Below are 21,009 nucleotides of genomic sequence, written 5' to 3'. Positions count from 1 at the left end.
CGCCCGCTAGTTTGGGAGCAGGCCGACGAGAGGAACTTCATCGATGTTCGTGGCGATCGACAACACCCCCCGCGACTACGCCTGGGGATCGCGCAGGGCCATCGCCGATTATCGCGGCCGCGACGCATCGGGCGGGCCCGAGGCCGAACTCTGGCTCGGGGCGCACGCGGGCTCTCCGGCGAAGGTCGTCGACGAGGCATCCATCGGCCATGCCGATCTCGCGGGATGGATCGCGGCCGACCCCGTGACCACGCTGGGGCCCGAACTCGCGGCGGCCGGCGCCCGCCTGCCGTTCCTGCTCAAGGTGCTCGCCGCAGGCGGCCCGCTCTCGCTGCAGGCCCACCCGACGCCGGCGCAGGCGCGGGCCGGCTTCGCCCGTGAGGAGGCGGAGGGGGTCGCGATCGACGCGTACGACCGCAACTACAAGGACGAGTTCCACAAGCCCGAGCTCATCGTCGCGGTGAGCGAGACCTTCGACGCGCTGTCGGGGTTCCGCCCGCTCGAAGAGGTGCAGGGCGTGCTCGCCGTCCTCCGCGCAGCCGATGCGGCCTCGGAGGATCCGCAGCCCGGAGCACTCGACCTGCTCGAGGCGCACCTCACCGGAGTCGATCCGCTGCGCACGACGGTCGAGTGGCTCCTGCGCGACGGCCGCGGCGGCGACACCGGCGAGGCGAGCTGGGTCATCGAGCGGGTCGTCGTCCTCTCGGCGTCGCCCGAGGCCGCGGCGTCGCCCTACGCGCTGTCGTTCGAGACGGTCGTCGCGCTCGCCGAGGCCTACCCCGGCGACCCCGGCATCGTGCTCTCGCTGCTGCTGAATCGGGTGCGGCTGCGCGCGGGGGAGTCGCTCTACCTCGCGGCCGGCAACATCCACGCCTACCTCGACGGGCTCGGCATCGAGCTCATGGCCGCGAGTGACAACGTGCTGCGCGGCGGGCTCACGCCGAAGCACATCGATGTCGGTGAGTTGGTCGACGTGCTCGACTTCACGCCGGGTCCGCCGCCGCGGCTCGCTCCCGAGCAGAGCGCGCCCGGGGTCGAGACCTTCCGGCCCGACGTGCCCGACTTCGTGCTGCACCGGGTCGCCGGTGGCGCCGTCGACCTCGACGGGCCCGCGATCGTCATCGCCGACGGCGGGTCGATCGTGCTGCGGGGTGAGCTCGGCGAGCACCGCCTCGAGCGCGGCGACGTCGTGTACGTCACACCCGACGAGCACCGCATCGCGGTGAGCGGGCCCGGAGTCGCCTGGGTCGCGACGAACGGTACCGCTCGCTGAGGTCAGCCGGCCCGAGCGTCGCGTGACGCCGCGCGCATGGCGGGCAGGTGAACGTACGGTGACGTCCACGTCTGGCGCAAGGTGTGCTCATGCGGGTGGCGCCACAATGGGTCGAGCGACCTACCGGCGCGACCTGAAGGAGGCACGTGAAGCTCTCGGTGATCGGCTGCGGATACCTCGGTGCGGTGCACGCCGCCGCGATGGCGAAGCTCGGGCATGAGGTGATCGGCGTCGACACCGACCCGGCCAAGATCGCGAAGCTCGTCGTCGGCGAGGCTCCGTTCCACGAGCCGGGCCTGCCCGAACTCCTCCTCGAGGGCGTCGAGAGCGGCCGCCTGCGGTTCACGACCGACATCACCGAAGCCGCCGACGCGCACGTGCACTTCCTCGCGGTCGGCACCCCTCAACTCGCCGACGCGAACGCCGCAGACCTGCGGTTCGTCGACGGGGCGATCGACGCACTGCTGCCGGTGCTGGCACCGGGATCGCTCGTGGCGGGCAAGAGCACCGTACCGGTCGGCACCGCGGCCGCCCTCGCCGAGCGTGTCGCCACGACCGGCGCGGGGCTCGCGTGGAACCCCGAGTTCCTGCGCGAGGGCTTCGCGGTCGCCGACACGCTCACACCCGATCGCATCGTGTACGGCGTCACCGACGAGGCGCACGCCGGGGTGCTCGACGAGGTCTACCGCGCCGCGATCGACGGCGGCACGCCGCGCATCGTCACCGACCTCGCGACGGCCGAACTCGTGAAGACGGCAGCGAACGCGTTCCTCGCCACCAAGATCAGCTTCATCAACGCCATGGCCGAGATCGCCGAGGTGACGGGCGCGGATGTCACGACCCTCGCCGACGCGATCGGCCACGATGCCCGCATCGGCCGCCGGTTCTTGAACGCCGGCATCGGGTTCGGCGGCGGGTGCCTGCCGAAGGACATCCGCGCATTCACCGCGCGGGCCGAAGAGCTCGGGCGGGCCGAGTCGGTCGCATTCCTCCGCCAGGTCGACCTCATCAACCTCCGCCGGCGCCAGCGCGTCATCGACCTCGCCGTCGAGATGCTCGGCGGCTCGGTCTTCGAGAAGCGGATCGCAGTGCTCGGGCTCACTTTCAAGCCCGACTCCGACGACGTCCGCGACTCGCCTGCGCTCGATGTCGCCGCACGATTGCACGGGCTGGGTGCCGTGGTGGTCGCCACCGATCCGCACGGCATCGAGAACTCGCGCCTCAGGCATCCGCAGCTCGATTACGTCGCCGAGGTCGACGAGGCGCTTCGCGGCGCCGAGCTCGCGGTGCTCGTGACCGAGTGGAGCGAGTACCGGTCGCTCGACACCGAGCACGTCGCGTCGCTCATGGCGGTGCCGCGCATCATCGACGCGCGCAACGTGCTCGACGTCGACGACTGGATCGCGGCCGGATTCGAGTACCGCGGTCTCGGCAGGCGCTGATCCTCGATCAACGCACGACACTGCCCCGTTCACTCGCCTCGCTGCGGTGGTCAGCGGCCGCAGGCAGTTGCGCCGCAATCGTCTCGACGGCGACCGTCGCTCCGACCGGGGCGTCGGAGGTGCGCTTCGGCGCGCCCGTGCCCGGGGCTGCCCAACGGCGAGCCATCCTCGCGAGCTGACGCGGCAGATACGCCACGACTCGGCCGACACGGAAGGTGAACGACCGCCTCGTCGCCTCCAGCTCAGCATGCAGGCGAGCGTGGAGACGTCGTGTGCTTCGTGCCTGGGCACGCACATTCCGCTCGGAGTAGAACGTCATCCATTCGAGCAGGAGTGCGGCATCTGCGAGCGACGGCTCGGGGGAGTAGTCCGCGGGCACCGAGCCGGCGAGCAGTTGCGCGTACAACGCCTTCAGGTCCGCGGAGCGGACGCGCTCGGCGGCCGCGATCGAAGCCGCAGACAGCCGGACGTAGGAACCCGGATCCTTCTGGATCCCGTCGACGACCTCAGCGAGTTCCACGATCGCGCCCTGGGGGACCGCCATGACGCCGGCGTTGTCCTTGACGCTCTCGACCCACGGGAGTTCGTACATGACGACGGGCAGCGCCATCGCCTGCGCTTCGACGATCGTGAGTGGATTGCCCTCGATGACACTCGTCGAGATGAAGAGGTGCGCCTCGGCCAACGCGGCGAGCAGGTCGTCGCCGTGGAGGGCGCCCGGCAGACTGACGGCGTCTGCCACGCCCCGACTCCTCGCATCGGCCATGAGGTCGGCGGCGGTGAGGTCGTGCGTATCGGGGCCGATGATCGTGAGGTGGAAGTCGACATCGATGCGGCGCAGCTCCTCGGCGATCGCGATCAGGTCCCGCACCTGCTTCGTGTGCTGTTGCAGCCGCCCCCACCAGACGAGATCGATGCGGCCTTCGGGCGGAGACTTCGGAAGCACCTGCCGGCCGAGGCTCGCCAGCAACGGAGACGGCGGGTTGGGGAGCCAGACGACACGCTCGACACCCTGCAGCTTCCAGTACGACACATCTTCGGCCGACAGTACGACCACCGTGCTGAGGAGCGGGAGGTAGCTGCGCAGGACGGCGCCGCGCGTGCTGAAGTCGTAGACCGTGCGCAGTGCGAAATTGTGCAGCCAGCCGATCGTCGGAACTCCGACCGCTCCCGCGACGACCGCGAAGTAGGGCCAGCTGTCGTTGTAGAGGATGTGGTGGTCGATGACGACGTCGATGTCATCGGAGCGGCAGACCTCTCGCCACCGTGCGAGCTTGTCGGCGCGGGTCGCCCCCACGATCTCGACGACGCGCACGCTCGCGGGCAGATCGTGCACGGCGCCCTCGAGCCGGTGCACGGCGATCGTCACCGCGAGTCCCTGCTCGGCGAATGAGCGAGCCTGAGCTGCGACGACGCCTTGCAGGCCGCCGGTCGTCAGGTCGTTCGTGGTGATCAGCACACCACGGACTCGATCGGGCATCGCCGGCATCTCAGCACGATGTGCGAGCAAGGGGAGGGCTTCGTGGCAGAAGTCCGCCGCCGACCGAACGGCGTCGATGAGGCCGACGCGCTCGACGAGCAGGTCGAGGCAATCGTCCTGGACAGCGGGCGCCACGTCCCGCACGCAGTACTTGAGCACGTTGCCGATGATCGAGAGTCGCGCGGAGTGATAACTGGCGAGAACACCCGGTGCGTCCGCGAGTCCGTTCGCGACCCGACGAACGCTCTCGTCGATCACCTCGATCGACTCGACCGCTCCGAGATAGAACCTGAACGTGTCGATGTGCTCGACGCGATGACCGCTCCGACCGCGGCGGAAGAAGTAGCGGTACAGGTGCTTCGCCGTCGAGACGTACCGCTTCGCCATCGCGATCGCGAGGAACGTGATCGGAATGTCGTTGGCGCGGGAGAGCACGAGATCCTCGGGGAGGCCGGCATACGCAGCGGTCAAGAGGTCGCGCGAATACAGGTTGCACCACAGGTGACCCTGTGCCGTCTTACCGGGCGGGAAGATCGCCCGAACGATCTCGCCGCCTTCGAGTCGGCGGCGGCGTGGCTGGAGCGAGGCTTCGAAGCCCCCTCCGGTCGATCCGTCGGGCATCACGACATCGACCCCGAAGCCGACGACGTCCGCCGAGTCGGCGCGAGCCCGATCAAGGGCGACGCGAGCCGCATCCCGGTGCAGTTCATCGTCACCGTCCAGGAAGAGCACGTACGGCGCAGTCGCCGCCTCCACCCCGCGCCGTCGCGCCTGGAACGCGGAGCGGTTGCGGTCCTGCTTCAGTAGCACGATCCGAGCATCGCGTCGCCGGAACGACTCGACCACCGCACACGTGCCGTCCGTGGAGGCGTCGTCGACGCAGACGACTTCGATGTTGCGCAGGCTCTGGCCGATACAACTCTCGAGCGCGTTCGCGACCCACTCCTCGTCGTTGTGCAGCGGTATGACGATGGAGACGCTGGGCGTCGGGCTCACGTGATCTCCTCGGTTGAACGGAAATTCTGAACGGAACATCGCAGCGCCGACCCGCGGAAACCCGGCGTCGTCGAAGTGACGACGCAGCCGCGGGCCGATCGATGAGCGACCATACCTGCTCAACCTTTCGCGGCTCGACGCCGAACGTTCGTGCAGCGTTCATCTTCGGGCACACCTCGGCTTCATAGCGTCGGAGCTGCCATGATCACCGACTTCGACAGGGTGCGCGAACGCGTGGCCCAGTACTCTCGCCTGCTCCTCTCCGACGTGTCGATCAGCGTGCGCAACCGTCGCGGCAGACGCAAGGCACGCAGCGCTCCGCTCGACGACGGCGGTCGCGGATGGATCTCGGTCGTCATGCCGGCGAAGGACGTCGCGACGTACATCGACGCGAGCCTGCGATCCGTGCTCGGCCAGGGGTACTGGCGGGTCGAGGTGCTCGTCGTCGACGATGCATCCACCGACGGCACGCGTGCCAAGCTCGAACGATGGCGGCGACGCGATTCGCGGGTGCGGGTGTTCGACGTCGGCTTCTCCGACCCGAACGCGGCGCGCAACTTCGCCATCCCGCACGCGCGCGGTGAATACCTCGCCTTCGTCGATGGCGATGACATCCTGCTCGCGGGCGCATACCGCGACCTCGTCGGCAGTCTCGAGCGCACCGGATCGGACTTCGCGGTCGGATCGTACGATCGACTCGTCGGGCGGCGTCGCCGGCCGGCGGCGTTCTGGATCGATGAGGCCCACGAGTCGACGATCGAGCGGACCACGCTCGCCGAACACCCGGCGATCATGGTCAACGCCGTGCAATGGAGCAAGGTCTACCGGCGCAGTTTCTGGGACGCCGCGGCGATGAGGTTTCCCGAGGGCGGGCACTTCCAGGATCAGATCGTGAGCGCCGAGGCCTACTCCCGGGCGACGGCCTTCGACGTGCTGCATCGCAAGGCGGTCTCGTGGCGCATTCGGCACGACGGTTCGTCGATGACCCAGCAGACGGCGCTTCCGCGCCAGATCGCCGATCGGTTCTCGACGACGTTCGCGGCACTGGCCGTGCTCGAGCGCGAGGCGGGGGCCGACCTCAGCCGCACGCGCCTGGTGCAGTACCTCTCGAACGACATCGCGATCGCCGCCGCGCAATTGCCCGGCATGGGCGCCGAGGCCTACGAGGTACTGCGCACGGGCCTCGAACGACTCGCGCCGCCGTTCGACCGCGCCGACGTCTGGAGCGCGGTCCCTGCCGAGTCGAAGGTGCTGTACGCGCTCATTCTCGCGGGCAGGGAGCGCGACGCTCGCGCATATATCGAGGTCGGAGGTCTCGATCTGCTGCGCCACAGCAAGGTCGCCATCGACGGCGAGACGTATGTGGCGCTCCCGCACTGGGGCGACGCATCGGCCGGGGTGCCGCTCGACTGCTTCCGCGCAGCGCCCCGCGAACTGCGCGCCTTCGCGCACAGCGCCGGCTGACCCGCCCGCACCTCGGCCCGCGGCATCCGGTTCGGGGATGCCGCGTCAGCTCGCCGCCCGCATGCCGAACAGGCGGCGATAGGCGGTCGGCGTCGTCTGCAGCACCTTCACGAAGTGGTGCCGCATGACCGCGGCGGTGCCGAACCCGGTCTCGCGTGCGATCTCCTCGAGGTTGAGGTCGCTCGCCTCGAGGAGCTGCTGCGCGCGCAGCAGCCGCTGGCGGTTGAGCCAGGCGTTCGGGGTCGTGCCCGTCTCGGCGCGGAACCGGCGGGCGAACGTGCGCGCCGACATGAGCGCCTTGCGGGCCAGCAGGTCGACCGTGAGGTCCTCGTCGAGATGCTCGAGCATCCACGCCGTGATCGTCGCGAACGACTCGCTGCGGCACTCGACGACGGGCGTCTGGATGAACTGCGACTGGCCGCCGTCGCGCTGGGGCGGGACGACCATGCGCCGTGCGATCACGTTCGCGGCGCTCGCGCCGAGCTCGGTGCGCACGATGTGCAGGGCGGCGTCGATGCCGGCGGCCGTGCCGGCGCCGGTGACCACTCGTCCGTCTTGCACGAAGAGCACGTCGGGGTCGACCTCGGTGCCCGGGAAGTCGGCGGCGAGCCGGTCGGTGTACATCCAGTGGGTGGTCGCGCGCCGGCCCTCGAGCAGTCCGGCCTTGCCGAGCATGAACGCGCCCGAGCAGACGCTGAGCACCCAGGCGCCACGTGCGACCGCGTCGCGGAGGACCTCGGCGATGCGGTCGTCGACCGGCTGGTCGATGAGTGCGGCGGGAACGGCGACGAGATCGGCGGTGCGTGCGAAGTCGAGGCCCTCGTGCACGACGAGGTCGAAGCCGAGCTTCGTCGAGACGGTGCCGGGGTCGGCGGCGACCACGTGGAAGTCGAACACGGGGCCGCCGTGCTCGGAGCGGTCGATGCCGAAGACCTCGCAGATCACGCCGAACTCGAACGGCGCCATCTGCGGGACGGCGAGGCAGGCGATGGAGCGGAGCACGGGAACCTCCGGAGCGGTGGCAGCGATGGCAGGAATGAGTGGATCTGTGTCAACACTGCCACTGTCGGCAGGATCTTGCAATACATAGATTTACTGCCATGTCATTGGTCATCCTCTTCCTCCTCGCCGCGCTCGCCCTGTGGGGCGTCATCGCCACCCTCGTGCGACTCGACTTCGACGGCTATGGCCGCCCCGAGATCCGCGACCGCACCCGCCACGTCGAGCATCTCGGCGAGTTCTGACCGCGCAGCGGGGTCTCGCTTTCGAGACGCCCGCTGCGCTCGCTCCCCAACCCACCGGTACCATCGTGGGGGCGCCGGAGACACCGCCGCCGGAGAGGCGGAACATGAGCTGGCTGGTCACCGGGGGAGCGGGCTACATCGGTGCGCACGTCGTACGTGCATTCCAGGCGAAGGGCATCGACACCGTCGTCGTCGACGACCTCTCGTCGGGCCGGCGCGGCTTCGTCGCCGACGGCACGCCGTTCGTGCAGGGCTCGATCCTTGACGGGCGCCTGCTCGAGTCGACGTTCGAGCGCTACGGCGTACAGGGCGTCGTGCACCTCGCGGGCTTCAAGTACGCGGGCGTCTCGGTGCAGCGGCCGCTGCACACCTACCAGCAGAACGTGACCGGCACCTCGACCCTCCTCGCCGCCATGGAGTCGACGGGCGTCTCGCGCATCGTGTTCTCGTCGAGCGCGGCCGTCTACGGCACGCCCGACGTCGACCTCGTGACGGAGTCGACCCCGAAGCATCCCGAATCGCCCTACGGCGAGTCGAAGCTCATCGGTGAGTGGCTGCTCGCCGACCAGGCCCGGGCGACCGGCCTCGCCCACACGAGCCTGCGCTACTTCAACGTCGTCGGATCGGGTACGCCCGAGATCTTCGACCCCAGCCCGCACAACCTCTTCCCGCTCGTGTTCGACGCGCTGCTCGACGGGCGCACGCCGAAGGTGTTCGGCGACGACTACGCGACACCCGACGGCACGTGCGTGCGCGACTACATCCACGTCGCCGACCTCGCCGACGCCCACGTGGTCGCGGCCCAGCGCCTCGACGCGGGCGAGGCCGTCGAGCCGGTCTACAACCTCGGTTCGGGCGACGGCGTCTCCGTCGGCGAGATCATGCGAGCGGTCGCCGGGGTGACCGGCATCGAGTTCACCCCCGAGATCGCGCCGCGGCGCGCCGGCGATCCCGCGCGCATCGTTGCCTCGGGCGAGCTCGCCGGTCGCGACCTCGACTGGCGGATGCGGTACACGCTCGATGAGATGGTGCGCACCGCGTGGGAGGCGCGTCGGGCGGCCGGCTGACCCGTCGGAGATAACTTCTGCCCAACACCCCGGCGTGTCGCGAGCGGCGTGAAGCCTCGACAGGTGATTGAGGGTTTACGATCTGCGACTTGACTCGCGCGAATTACATGGGTGTAATTGTTCATGACACACCCTTCGGGTGGTCGGTACAACTGGGTGGGAGACGATATGGCTAGTCCTGAATATCGTTCTGGAGTACCTGACGATTGGTTCGTCGATCCGGTCAGGCTGGGTGTTCCCGGTGTGCGCCCGGTCGTCGACGACGACAATCAGTTGGCGTGGCAGAGCGACGCATTGTGCGCGCAGACCGATCCTGAGGCGTTCTTCCCCGAGAAGGGCGGATCGACGAGGGATGCGAAGAAGATCTGCACCGGGTGCGAGGTTCGCGCCGAATGCCTCGAATACGCGCTCGGCAACGACGAGCGCTTCGGCATCTGGGGCGGGCTCTCCGAGCGCGAGCGGCGCAAGCTGCGCAAGCGAGCGGTGTGAGTCGCGGGGTCTGCTTCGGCAGACCCCGCACTCGTCCTCCCACGCGGATTCGAAACGCGCCCGGGGCGGTCTGCCGGTGGGCGGCCTGCGCCGCTTAGGCTGACTGCGATGTTCCCCAGAGTCACCGCCGTCCTCGTCGTGCACCACGGCGGCGACCACCTCCGTCAGACCCTCGAGGCGATCCGCGCGCAGGAGCGCACGCCCGACGCGCTCGTCGTCGTGCTCACCGAGGCCGACGCGGTCGCGCGCGAGCAGATCGCGAAGATCTCGCCCACGCACCTCGTCGACCTCTCGCAGCGGTACTCGTTCGGCGAGGCGGTGCGCGCCGCCGACCGGGTGATCGACGAACCGTCCTCCGACGGCGACGCCCTGTGGCTGCTCGCCGAAGACAGCGCCCCCGCGCCCGATGCACTCGCACGTCTCGTGGCGACGCTGGAGACGGCCAAGTCGGTCGCGATCGCAGGGCCCAAGCTCGTCGAGTGGGACGAGCCCGACCGCATCGCCCGGTTCGGCCGCTCGATCACGCGCCTCGGACGCAGCGTGACCCTCGTCGCCGACGAGCTCGACCAGGGCCAGCACGACGGCATGAGCGATGTGCTGGGTCTCGATCCCGCTGCGATCCTCGTGCGCCATTCCGTCTTCCGCGCGCTCGGCGGCTTCGACCCCGGGCTGCCCACCGTCGACGACGCGCTCGACCTGTCGATCCGGGCCCGGCTCGCCGGTCACCGAGTCGAGGTCGTCCCCGAGGCGAAGGTGCGATTCGCGGGCGTCGGCGTCGCCGGACCCGACGCCGGCCCGAAGTCGAGCACCACGCGGCGCCGGGTGCGCGCAACCCGCGCGGCCCAGCTGCACCGTCGCCTCGTGTACGCACCGGTCGTCGCCGTGCCCCTGCACTGGCTCGCCTTCCTCCCGCTCGCGGTGCTCCGCTCGATCCGGCTGCTGCTCGTCAAGGCGCCCGGAGCCATCCCCGGCGAGTTCGTCGCGGCGGTGACGACCATGTTCTCCGGCGCCCGAGTGCCACGCGCGCGGCGAACGCTCAAGGCTGCGCGCACCGTCGGCTGGTCGGCCATCGCGCCGCTCCGCATGCAGCCCGACGAGATGCGACGCCGTCGCCAGCACGCCGCAGAAGCGCGGCGCGAGCGGGCCCGCGGACGCAAGCACGAGTTGCAGTTCCTCGGCACGGGCGGGGGCTGGGTGCTGCTCGTCGCCGTCGTCGCCTCGGTCGGGCTCTTCTCGTGGCTCCTCGGCGCGGGCGGGGTGAGCGGCGGCGGTCTCGAACCGCTCTCGAGCAGCCTCGACGTGCTCTGGCGCAACGCCGCGTACGGGTGGCGCGACATCGGCCCCGGCTTCATGGGCGGGGCCGACCCGTTCGCCGGTGCGCTCGCCGTGCTCGGGTCGGTCACGTTCTGGGCGCCATCGCTGGCGCTGCTCCTGCTCTGGCTGATCGCGATCCCCGCCGCCGCGCTCGGGGCGTGGTTCGCGGCCTCTCGCCTCACCGAACGCGGGTCGCTGCGCGCGGTCGCGGCCTTCGCCTGGGCATTCGCGCCGCCGTTCCTGATCGCGCTCGGTGACGGCCGTCCCGGTGCCGTGCTCGCGCACGTACTGCTCGCATGGCTCGCGTTCGCCGCATTCGGCGCGGCGACCTCGTGGGCGGCCGCGGCGACCGCCTCGCTGCTCTTCGCAGCCGTGATCGCGGCCGCGCCGAGCCTCACCCCCGCCCTGCTCGTCGCCTGGATCGTGGCCCTCGCCGTGAGCGGCCGCGCCGCGGTCAGGCTCGCGGGCCTGCCGATCCCGGCGATCGTGCTCGCGGCCCCGCTCGCGCTCGGGCAGGTGAACCGGGGCAATCCGCTCGGCCTGCTCGCCGACCCCGGCCTGCCGACCGAGAGCACCGTGCCCTCGGTCTGGCAGCTCGCGCTCGGCCTGCCCGACGGCACGTGGGGCGGCTGGAACGGCTTCTTCGCGACATCGAGCGTCGACTTCCGCATCGCGGTCAGTGCGCTCGTCCTGCCCCTCGTCATCGTCGCGCTGACGGCCGTGCTCGCGCCCGCGTTCCGTTCGGCGGTGCTCGCGCTCGGCGTCGCGCTGCTCGGTTTCGCCACCGCCGTCGTGGCCACGCACCTCGCGCTGTCGAGCTCGGGCGCGAGCTCGGTGCCGCTCTGGTCGGGTGCCGGTCTCAGCCTCGCCTGGCTCGGCCTCGTGCTCGCCGCGGTCGTGGCGCTCGACGCCCTGCGACGCGGTCGCGCGCTGGTCGCATGGGTCGTGCTCGCCTCGCTGGTCGCGGCGGTCGCGCCGACCGCGCTCGACCTCTCGACCGGCGGAGTCGCGGTGCGGCCGGCTGCCGAGCGCACCCTGCCCGCGTTCGTCGGTGCCGAGGCCGAGACCGACCCGCGCGTCACGACCCTCCGCATGACCCCCGACGAGGACGGCAGCCTCCGCGCGACGCTCGAACGGGGCGCGGGCACCACGCTCGACGAGCAGTCCACGCTCGACGCGACCGCGCTCTCGCTGTCGGCCGACGAGCGGCAGCTCGCCGAGATCGCGGGCAACCTGGCCTCGCGCAGCGGATACGACCCCGAAGCGGCCGTGACCGAGTTCGGCGCCTCGTTCGTGCTGCTCGACGACCCCGACGTCGACGACCGCGCCGCCGTCGCGACCGCTGAACGCGCCCGCACGGCGCTCGACGGCAACGCGGCGCTCGTGGCGGTCGGGCAGACCGACTTCGGCACCCTCTGGCGGTTCACGTCGGCGGAGCCCGATGCCCCCGCCGCGCAGATCCCCGCCGAGGCGAGCAGCTGGCTCGTCGGCGCCGTCGCCGCCCTGCAGCTCATCGTGCTCGGCGCGACGCTGCTGCTCTCGATCCCGACGGGTGCCGGACGCGAGGCCGACCGCAGCCCGCAGCGTCGGCCGGCACCGCGACCGTTCGGTCGCGGCCGCAAGCCGAAGGCCGGCGAGGCGCCCCCGTCGGCCGCATCGGCCCGAGCCGGCGGCCCCGGTGCGGCGGTGACGGCGACCACGTCCGAGGTGGATGCCGCGCCCGAACCTGCACCCGAGGCGGATGCCGCGATCGAACCCGCATCCGACGTGTCGGCCGCGACCGAACCGGGCGCCGGGGCGGCCGCCGCGACGGATGCTGAGCCGGGCGCCGACGTCGAGGACGGGGTCGAGGCATCCGATGCGGATGCCTCGCCGCCGGGCGACGACGACGCCGAGACATCCGCATCGAGCGTGAACGGACATGACCGGGGCGCGACCGATGACGACCCGGAGGCATCCGCGCCGTCATCGAGCGAACCCGAGACCGACGCGACCGAAGGAGCCGACGATGGCCGCTGATCGCACCCTCGTTCGCCGCCTCGCCCGCACAGGAGCACGCGGAATCGCGGTCGTCGTCGCCGCCGGCATCGCCGCGGGCGCGCTCGCCGCGGCGGCGCTCGTACCGTGGCCCGAGCATCGGATCACACCACCGTCGGTGGTCGTGAAGCCCGCTGAGACCGGCCAGCTGCGGGTGTGCCCGGGGCCGCTGCTCACGCTCGGCGACGACCCCGACGCCGCGACGACGGCGAGCTCGGTCGGATCGACGTCCGTGACGCACGGTGCTGTGCCGGCCGACGCCGAGGTGACCGAGACCCCGCTCGCCGCCCCGGAGAACCCGCGCGCCGACCTCGACGGCACCCCGCTCGCCCTGACGACCGAGCCCGGTGCCGTCGAGGCCGGCATGCTCGCCGGTGGGCAGGGCCAATCGGTGTCGCGCGACACCATCGCAGGCTTCGCGGCGGCGGCCTGCGACGAGGCCGTCGCCGAGGCCTGGCTCGTGGGCGGCGCGACCGACGTCGGCCGGTCGGGCCTCGTGCTGCTCTCGAACCCGACGGCGGTCGCCGCGACCGTCGACGTGCGCGTGATCGGCGAGAGCGGGCCCATCGACGCCCCGTCGGGCCTCGGCATCACCGTGCCCGCGGGCGAGCAGCGCGTCATCTCGCTGGCCGGTCTCGCGCCGAACCTCGCCTCACCGGTCGTGCACGTCACGAGCACGGGCGGCGGCATCGCCGCCAGCCTCGAGCACACGGTCGTCGAGGGGCTGACCCCGGCCGGCGTCGAGCTCGTGGGGCCGACCGCGACGCCCGCGCCGACCCAGGTCATCCCGGGGTTCACGGTGCCCGTCGACGGCGGCGTCGACGCCACCGACGACCACGCGGAGGGCGACGCGTTCCCGGCCGTGCGCCTGCTCGCGACCGGCGACGATCCCGTCGACGTCTCGATCGACGTCGCATCGGAGTCGAGCGGACGCGGTTCGAGCATCGACGCGACGCTCGAGCCGGGCATCGTGAGCGATGTGCCGCTCGGCGACCTCGACGCGGGGGAGTACACGATCACCCTCGACGCCGACGGGCCGATCGTCGCCGGCGCCCGCGCGACGACCGGTGCCCCGCAGGCCCAGACCGGGCCCGAGGGCGACGATCGCGATGCCTCGGTCGACCTCGCATGGACCGCCGCGACGTTTCCGCTGCTCGACACCGCCGTGATCGCGGTCCCGCAGGGCCCGAACCCGGTGCTGCACCTCGCGAATCCCGGTGACGACGAGGTCGAGGCGACCGTCGTGGTCGACGGCGACGACCGGACGGTGCGCATCGCCCCGGGCGCGGCCGAGGCCGTCGAACTGGACGCGCGCGGTGTCGCCGAGCTCGAGGGCGTCGCCGGCGTGCACGCCACCGTGGCCTATTCGGGCGACCGCGCGCTCTCGTCGTTCCCGGTGCGTCCGCCCGGGCCGCTCGACTCGCCGCTGCGGGTGTACCCGCACTAGCGGTACCCGGTCGGTCGAGTCGCGCGAAGCGCGGGTCGAGGCCATCGCCACGAGGCATCCGTGGCCTCGATACGGCGCTCTGCGCCGACGCGACCGACGGGGGAGACCCTTCAGAAGTGGCGGTAGCGACCCGGGGCGAGCTCCCACGGATCGCGCCCGAGGAAGTCGGCGATCGCGCGGAACACGCAGCTCTCGACGAGCAGCTTCTCGTCTTTGTCCTCGCCCTCCTGCAGCCGCAGGAACCGCACGATCGGCAGGCGGAAGAAAACGATGCGTCGCTCGTCGTGGTAGACCTTCCAGCGATCGATGTGGTCGTCGTGGATCGCCTCGGCGGGCGCCTGCGCGACCTCGAAGACGACCCCCTCGAGCTCGGGCCAGAGCCCGCGCAGGTACGAGACCGTCGTCGCGATCGTGAGCTCGAACTCGTCGAGCCGGTTCGTGAGCATCGGCAGGTGCGGACCCGTCACGGGCGAGCGCATGCCGCGACCGTGGCGATCGCGGGCCAGCCGCCTCGGAGAGCGCGGTACGGCGACACGACGAGAGCGGGGCATACCCTCCATCGTAATGGCGGGGGTGATCGCTACTCTGGGATCTGCCATGAGACGTTGTTCGCGCACCGCATGCGCCGCCGAGGCGGTCGCGACCCTGACCTTCGACTACGCCGATTCGATGGCCGTCCTCGGCCCGCTCTCGGTCGTGCCCGAGCCGCACGGCTACGACCTGTGCGCGCGGCACGCCGAACGCACGTCGGCGCCCGTCGGCTGGCAGGTCGTGCGCCACGTCTCGCTCGGTGAGGTAGGTTTCAAGGCATGAATCCCGCCGAGACCTCTGGCGCTCGAGCGCGCCTCGAATCGATCGTGAAGGCCTACGACGTCCGCGGGATCGTGGGCGAGGCGCTCACCGAGGAGACGGTCGGGGCGCTCGCCGCCGCCTTCGTCGACGAGGTCGGCGCCGCGGGCGGCCGGGTGGTCGTCGGGCACGACATGCGCGACTCGTCGCCGTCGTTCGCCGCGGCGTTCGCGCGGGGTGCCGCGGTTCGCGGCGCCGACGTCGTGTCGATCGGGCTGTGCTCGACCGACGAGAGCTACTTCGCGTCGGGCTCGCTCGACGCCCCGGCGGCGATGTTCACCGCGAGCCACAACCCGGCCGCGTACAACGGCATCAAGTTCTCGCGCGCGGGCGCCCAGGGCATCTCGCTCGACACCGGGCTCGCGGCGATCCGCGATCGCGCAGCGGACTACCTCGAGGGCGGCATCCCCGTCGCCTCGGTCGAGGGCGCCGTGACCGAGGCCGACGTGCTCGCCGACTATGCGGCGTACCTGCGTACCCTCGTCGACCTGTCCCGCGTCCGCCCGCTCAAGATCGTCGTCGACGCCGGCAACGGCATGGGCGGGCTCACCGTGCCCGCCGTGCTCGGCGAGACCGCGGGCCTTCCCGCCCTGCCGCTCGAGATCGTGCCGCTCTACTTCGAGCTCGACGGCACCTTCCCGAACCACGAGGCGAACCCGCTCGAGCCCGCGAACCTCGTCGACCTGCAGCGCGCCGTCGTCGAGCACGGCGCCGACCTCGGCCTCGCGTTCGACGGCGACGCCGACCGCTGCTTCGTCGTCGATGAGCAGGGCGGTGCGGTCAGCCCGTCGGCCGTCGCGGCGATCGTCGCGCTGCGCGAGATCGCGCGGGCCACGGCGGCGGGCGAGACCGACGTCAACGTCATCCACAACCTCATCACCTCGCGATTCGTGGCCGAGACGATCGAGGCCGCCGGTGCGACCCCCGTACGCACTCGCGTCGGGCACTCGCTCATCAAGGACGAGATGAAGGCGACGCGCGCGGTCTTCGGCGGCGAGCACTCGGCGCACTACTACTTCCGCGACTTCTGGGGCGCCGACAACGGCATGCTCGCGGCGATGCACGTGCTCGCCGAGTTCGGTGCGCAGCAGGCGCCGCTGTCGGAGGTCGCGGCGCGGTTCACGCCGTACTCGCTCTCGGGCGAGATCAACTCGGTCGTCGACGACGTTCCCTCCGCCTACACGCGCGTCGTCGAGGCGTTCACCGGCCGCGGCGAGTTCGACGAGCTCGATGGGCTGACCGTCACCGGGGTCACGGCGGGCGATGAGCCGTTCTGGTGGTTCAACGTGCGGCCCTCGAACACCGAGCCGCTGCTGCGGCTCAACGTCGAAGGGGCCGACGAGCCCACGATGGCCGCCATCCGCGACGAGGTGCTCGCGCTCATTCGCGCCGAGTAGAGCCGCCCGACGGCCGTGTGATGATACTGCCGCGAACGGCCTGCGAGAATGGTCGGCATGAGCATCGAGCCCGCCACCATCGCCCTCCCGTTCAAGGTCGCCGACCTCTCGCTCGCCGAGGCGGGGCGGCACCAGCTGCGGCTCGCCGAGAACGAGATGCCGGGACTCATGGCGCTGCGCGCGGAGTTCGGCGATTCGAAGCCGCTCGCCGGCGCGCGCATCGCGGGCAGCCTGCACATGACCGTGCAGACGGCCGTGCTCATCGAGACCCTCGTCGCGCTCGGCGCGCAGGTGCGCTGGGCCAGCTGCAACATCTTCTCCACGCAGGACGAGGCGGCCGCCGCGGTCGTGGTCGGCCCCGAGGGCACCGTCGACGAGCCCAAGGGCGTGCCGGTCTACGCGTGGAAGGGCGAGTCGCTCGACGAGTACTGGTGGTGCACCGACCGCATCTTCGACTGGAGCGCCGAGGCGACGGCCGCCGGCGCCGATTTCATCGGCCCGAACATGATCCTCGACGACGGAGGCGACGCCACGCTCCTCGTGCACCGCGGTCGCGACTTCGAGGCTGCGGGCGCCGTGCCCGAGGCCGCCGCAGGCGACAGCGCCGAGTACCGCGTCGTCCTCGACACCCTGCGCCGCTCGCTCGAGCTCAGCTCCGACCGCTGGACCCGCATCGCCGCCGAGCTCAAGGGCGTCACCGAAGAGACGACGACTGGCGTGCACCGCCTGTACGAGCTGCACGCGGCGGGCGAGCTCCTGTTCCCGGCGATCAACGTCAACGACTCGGTCACGAAGTCGAAGTTCGACAACAAGTACGGCATCCGCCACTCGCTGCCCGACGGGCTCAACCGCGCCACCGACGTGCTCATGGGCGGCAAGGTCGCGTTCGTCGTCGGCTACGGCGACGTCGGCAAGGGCGCGGCCGAGGCGCTGCGCGGGCAGGGCGCCCGGGTCATCGTGAGCGAGGTCGACCCGATCTGCGCGCTGCAGGCCGCGATGGACGGCTACCAGGTCGCCCGCGTCGACGATGTGGTCGGCGAGGTCGACATCTTCGTCACCTGCACCGGCAACAAGGACGTCATCCGCCTCGAGCACATGCTCGCGATGAAGCACCTCGCGATCGTCGCGAACGTCGGCCACTTCGACAACGAGATCGACATGGCCGCGCTCGAGTCGCTCGCGGGCGCCGAGAAGGTCGAGATCAAGCCGCAGGTGCACGAGTGGCGCCTGCCGACCGGCCGGTCGATCCTCGTGCTGAGCGAGGGGCGCCTGATGAACCTCGGCAACGCGACCGGCCACCCCTCGTTCGTCATGTCGAACTCGTTCGCGAACCAGGTGCTCGCGCAGATCGAGCTGTGGACCCGACCCGACGCCTACCCGACCGGCGTCTACGTGCTGCCGAAGCACCTCGACGAGAAGGTCGCGCGCCTGCACCTCGACTCGCTCGGCGTGCAGCTCACGACGCTGAGCCCCGAGCAGGCCGCCTACATCGGCGTGCCGGTCGAGGGGCCGTACAAGGTCGACCACTACCGGTACTGAGGGCCCGGCCGGCGCGCGGCTTCCTCCAGTTCGTTCCGGGGGTGCTTTCCCGACGGATTTCTCGCCACTCGGGGGTGAAAGTGTCGGGAAGGCACCCCCGGAGTGCGGCGCGTGGAAGCCGGGGCGCTGCGCAGCCGCAGAGTGGGACGCGCAGGCGCGCGGTGTGCGTGAAGGCGACGGATGCCTCGTGGCCGGCGTCAGCGCTCGGGGAATCCCGTCGGCCGAGCGGTGAGCACCGGGGCGAGGGCGTCCATGCGTGCCTGCTCGAGCTCGAGCGACGCGGCGTCGCGTTCGCGGCGCAACGCGGTCACCCCGGCGAGGAAGAGCTCGGGCGGCGCCGCCGGCACCGGCGACACGTAGGGTGCGACCTCGGCGGCGAGCGAGGCCGCCACGCGGGCCCGGCTCTCGGGCACGAGGTGCTCCACGTTGGCGAAGAACGAGGCGACCCGACGGGCGAGCGGGTCGGGAAGGCGCGCGACGTCGGCGGTCGTCGCCCATGCCGCGAGCTGCACGGGTACGCCGAACGCGGTCGACGGGGGCGCAGGCACCCGCTCGACCTGCGAGTGCGTGCCCGCGAGGATGTCGCCGAGGCGCTTCGACGAGGGGTTGAGGAACCCCACGAGCAGCGCGAGCCCGCCGAACGTCATGTAGATCTCGACGACGCCGACGAGCGCGCGGATGAACGCATGCCGGAAGCCGCTCGCGCCGCCGTCGTCGCGCACCACTCGGAGGCCGAGTGCGAGCTTGCCGAGCGACTTGCCGTGCGACGCCGTCTCGACCGCCGTCGGCACGACGACGATGACGACCACGATGCCGGCGATCATCGCCGCGCGAAGCGCCGCCTCGTCGACGCCGAGGCTCGCCACGAGCCAGAGCAGTCCGAGGATGAGCGCGATGCTCACGAGCACGTCGATCGCCGCGCCGCCGGCTCGCATGAGCACGCTCGCCGGCCGCACGTCGAGCGAGACCGCCTCGCCCGTGAGCACGCCCTCGTGCTCGAAGCGGCCGGACCTGACGGCCGTGCCCGATGCAGTCGGGGCGGACGGGGAGGCCATGGGTAGTATTCAAGCAGATGGACCTCGAAGCCCTCGCCGCAGCGCGCCATGACGACTGGCAGCGGCTCGACGCGCTCGCGCGCGGCTCGCGGCTGTCCGGCCCCGAGACCGATGAGCTCATCGAGCGCTATCAGGCCGCGGCATCCGACCTCTCGCTCGTGAAGTCGACCGCGGGATCGACCGCGCTCGGCGACCGGCTGTCGCTCACCCTGTCGCGGTCTCGCCTGAAGTTCACGGCTGCGCCCGAGAACCCGCTGCGCCGGCTCACCCGCTTCGTCGCGGTCGACCTGCCCGCCGCTCTCTACCGCCTGCGCTGGCTCACGCTCGGCGTCGCGCTCGCGACGTTCGTCGTCGCCGCGCTCTACGCGTGGTGGATCATGGGCGACCCGCGCGTGCTCGCATCGATCGGCACCGAACGCGAACTGCGCCAGCTCGCGGAGGAGGGGTTCGCCGCCTACTACTCCGAGCATCCCGCCGGGTCGTTCGCCGGGTCGGTGTGGACGAACAACGCCTGGATCGCCGCGCAGTGCGTCGCCTTCGGCATCCTCGGCGTCTGGGTGCCGTGGGTGATCATGCAGAACGCCCAGAACCTCGGCGTCAATGCGGCCGTCATGTTCACCTACGGCGAGGGCGACACGTTCTTCCTCTACATCGCACCGCACGGGCTGCTCGAGCTCACGTGCGTGTTCATCGCGGCGGCCGCGGGGCTTCGCATCTTCTGGGCGTGGGTCGCCCCGGGGCCGCGCCCGCGCGGGGTAGCGCTCGCCGAAGACGCGCGGGCCCTGTTCACGGTGGCGATCGGGCTCGTGTTCTTCCTCTTCGTCGCGGGACTCATCGAGGGCTTCGTGACGCCGGCGCCGTGGCCGTGGCCGGTCAAGATCGGCATCGGCGTCGCTGCGTTCGCCGGCCTGCTCGTCTACATGCTCGTGGTCGGTCGCCGGGCGTCGAGGGCGGGCGCCACGGGTGACCTCGGGGAGTTCGACGCCGGAGCGACCCGTATCGTCGCCGGCTGACGCCCGACCGGCGCGACGGCAGGCATCGCCGTTCCCGAGGCGCACGCGTCGTGCGAACCCGGGTACGACGAAGGCGGATGCCGCTCGGCATCCGCCTTCGTGCGATCACGGCCGTGCGGCCGCGAGGCCGTTACGCCGTGAGGCGCGCGGGCCGGTCGAAGACCGCCTTGTAGATGACCGCGGCGAGCATGCCGCCGACGATCGGGGCGACGATCGAGGCCCAGAGCTGGCTGAGCGCGAGCTGGCCGCCGAAGATCGCGGTCGCGATCGAGCGGGCCGGGTTGAACGAGCCGTTCGACACGTTGCCGGCGACGAGCACGAGCACCGTGAGCGTCAGGCCGATCGCGAGCGGCGCGAGGTTCGACGCGGCGCGGCCGGCCGAGGTGACGCCGAGGATCACGAACAGGAACACCGCGGTCGAGACGATCTCGGCGATGAGGAACGACACGAGGCCGAACCCGCCGGGCGAGAGCTCGTCGTAGCCGGTCGAGACGCTCTGGAAGATCGCCATGTCGAACTTCGGGCCCGTCGAGAGGATGCCGAGCAGCACGACCGAACCGAGGATGCCGCCGACGATCTGCGCGACGATGTAGCCGAGCGTGTCCTTCCACGCGAAGCGGCCCGCGACCGCGAGACCGAGCGTGACCGCCGGGTTGAAGTGGCCGCCCGAGATCGGACCGAAGGCGTAGATGCCGACGAGCACGGCGAGGCCGAGCGCGAAGGCGACGCCGAGCAGGCCGGTGCCCGCCGACGAGAAGATCGCAGCGCCGATCACGCCGAAGACGAGGATGAAGGTGCCGAGCAGCTCGGCGGTGAGCTTCTGGCCCGTCGACGGTGCGGCGACGGCGGGTGCTGTGTCGGACATATGACTGCCTTTCGTAGGGACCGGCGAAATCGTGCGTT

Annotated in this window: 17 protein-coding genes and 1 pseudogene; 12 read left to right on the top strand and 6 right to left on the bottom strand. The window is 71.3% G+C overall.

Translation table 11 applies throughout. The features are described from left to right. Window positions 1-43: 43 nt before the first annotated feature. Complete coding sequence (gene manA / locus AC3RJ6_RS16250; protein ID WP_491428143.1) at window positions 44-1,273, top strand: mannose-6-phosphate isomerase, class I; 1,230 nt, start codon at window positions 44-46, stop codon at window positions 1,271-1,273. 146 nt (window positions 1,274-1,419) lie between these two features. Then, entirely contained in the window at window positions 1,420-2,715 is a 1,296-nt protein-coding gene (locus tag AC3RJ6_RS16245; RefSeq protein WP_491428142.1) for a UDP-glucose dehydrogenase family protein, read from the top strand. A 7-nt stretch (window positions 2,716-2,722) separates the two neighbouring features. On the opposite strand, the gene AC3RJ6_RS16240 is transcribed toward AC3RJ6_RS16245, so the two are convergent. Continuing rightward, window positions 2,723-4,030 (bottom strand): glycosyltransferase family 4 protein, encoded by a 1,308-nt coding sequence (locus AC3RJ6_RS16240; protein ID WP_491428347.1) that lies wholly within the window; start codon window positions 4,028-4,030, stop codon window positions 2,723-2,725. 816 nt (window positions 4,031-4,846) lie between these two features. Continuing rightward, window positions 4,847-5,230: pseudogene (locus AC3RJ6_RS16235) on the bottom strand (glycosyltransferase family 2 protein); the annotation flags it as partial. A gap of 162 nt (window positions 5,231-5,392) precedes the next feature. Between AC3RJ6_RS16235 and AC3RJ6_RS16230 the strand changes: the two are divergent. Continuing rightward, entirely contained in the window at window positions 5,393-6,655 is a 1,263-nt protein-coding gene (locus tag AC3RJ6_RS16230) for a glycosyltransferase family 2 protein (protein WP_491428141.1), read from the top strand. A gap of 45 nt (window positions 6,656-6,700) precedes the next feature. On the opposite strand, the gene AC3RJ6_RS16225 is transcribed toward AC3RJ6_RS16230, so the two are convergent. Beyond that, window positions 6,701-7,657: a GlxA family transcriptional regulator gene (locus AC3RJ6_RS16225; protein WP_491428139.1), complete on the bottom strand. Its 957-nt coding sequence runs from the start codon at window positions 7,655-7,657 to the stop codon at window positions 6,701-6,703. A 98-nt stretch (window positions 7,658-7,755) separates the two neighbouring features. On the opposite strand from AC3RJ6_RS16225, the gene AC3RJ6_RS16220 reads away from it, so the two are divergent. From AC3RJ6_RS16220 to AC3RJ6_RS16200, 5 genes are all read left to right on the top strand, one after another. Then, entirely contained in the window at window positions 7,756-7,899 is a 144-nt protein-coding gene (locus AC3RJ6_RS16220) for a hypothetical protein (protein WP_491428138.1), read from the top strand. A gap of 104 nt (window positions 7,900-8,003) precedes the next feature. Next, window positions 8,004-8,966: a UDP-glucose 4-epimerase GalE gene (gene galE, locus AC3RJ6_RS16215; RefSeq protein WP_491428137.1), complete on the top strand. Its 963-nt coding sequence runs from the start codon at window positions 8,004-8,006 to the stop codon at window positions 8,964-8,966. A 168-nt stretch (window positions 8,967-9,134) separates the two neighbouring features. Further along, window positions 9,135-9,455, top strand: coding sequence for a WhiB family transcriptional regulator (locus AC3RJ6_RS16210; protein WP_244856317.1), 321 nt, complete (start codon window positions 9,135-9,137; stop codon window positions 9,453-9,455). Window positions 9,456-9,563: 108 nt separating this feature from the next. Next, entirely contained in the window at window positions 9,564-12,788 is a 3,225-nt protein-coding gene (locus AC3RJ6_RS16205) for a glycosyltransferase (RefSeq protein ID WP_491428136.1), read from the top strand. Next, complete coding sequence (locus AC3RJ6_RS16200) at window positions 12,778-14,253, top strand: DUF5719 family protein (protein WP_491428135.1); 1,476 nt, start codon at window positions 12,778-12,780, stop codon at window positions 14,251-14,253. The genes AC3RJ6_RS16205 and AC3RJ6_RS16200 overlap by 11 nt, the downstream gene beginning before the upstream one ends. A gap of 110 nt (window positions 14,254-14,363) precedes the next feature. On the opposite strand, the gene AC3RJ6_RS16195 is transcribed toward AC3RJ6_RS16200, so the two are convergent. Continuing rightward, on the bottom strand, window positions 14,364-14,732 hold the full coding sequence (locus AC3RJ6_RS16195) for a hypothetical protein (protein ID WP_491428134.1): 369 nt from the start codon (window positions 14,730-14,732) through the stop codon (window positions 14,364-14,366). A 118-nt stretch (window positions 14,733-14,850) separates the two neighbouring features. Here AC3RJ6_RS16195 and AC3RJ6_RS16190 point away from each other — a divergent pair, with 118 nt between their 5' ends. The 3 genes from AC3RJ6_RS16190 to ahcY are packed head-to-tail and all read left to right on the top strand — an operon-like array spanning window position 14,851 to window position 18,038. Then, a complete protein-coding gene (locus tag AC3RJ6_RS16190) occupies window positions 14,851-15,066 on the top strand; it encodes a DUF3499 family protein (protein WP_491428133.1) in 216 nt (71 codons plus the stop codon). Beyond that, window positions 15,063-16,499: a phosphomannomutase/phosphoglucomutase gene (locus AC3RJ6_RS16185; RefSeq protein ID WP_491428132.1), complete on the top strand. Its 1,437-nt coding sequence runs from the start codon at window positions 15,063-15,065 to the stop codon at window positions 16,497-16,499. Before AC3RJ6_RS16190 ends, AC3RJ6_RS16185 begins: the two co-directional genes overlap by 4 nt. 57 nt (window positions 16,500-16,556) lie before the next feature. Then, a complete protein-coding gene (ahcY, locus tag AC3RJ6_RS16180) occupies window positions 16,557-18,038 on the top strand; it encodes an adenosylhomocysteinase (protein ID WP_491428131.1) in 1,482 nt (493 codons plus the stop codon). A 197-nt stretch (window positions 18,039-18,235) separates the two neighbouring features. On the opposite strand, the gene AC3RJ6_RS16175 is transcribed toward ahcY, so the two are convergent. Continuing rightward, window positions 18,236-19,093, bottom strand: coding sequence for an RDD family protein (locus AC3RJ6_RS16175; RefSeq protein ID WP_491428130.1), 858 nt, complete (start codon window positions 19,091-19,093; stop codon window positions 18,236-18,238). 17 nt (window positions 19,094-19,110) lie between these two features. Between AC3RJ6_RS16175 and AC3RJ6_RS16170 the strand changes: the two genes are divergently transcribed. Then, window positions 19,111-20,106, top strand: coding sequence for a stage II sporulation protein M (locus tag AC3RJ6_RS16170; protein ID WP_491428129.1), 996 nt, complete (start codon window positions 19,111-19,113; stop codon window positions 20,104-20,106). A 130-nt stretch (window positions 20,107-20,236) separates the two neighbouring features. On the opposite strand, the gene AC3RJ6_RS16165 is transcribed toward AC3RJ6_RS16170, so the two are convergent. Beyond that, on the bottom strand, window positions 20,237-20,971 hold the full coding sequence (locus AC3RJ6_RS16165) for an aquaporin (RefSeq protein ID WP_491428128.1): 735 nt from the start codon (window positions 20,969-20,971) through the stop codon (window positions 20,237-20,239). Window positions 20,972-21,009 lie beyond the last annotated feature (38 nt).

Source organism: Agromyces cucurbitae (genome assembly GCF_058349945.1).
The sequence above is the reverse complement of the archived record's forward strand: the minus strand, read 5'-3'. Positions and strand labels throughout refer to the sequence as shown.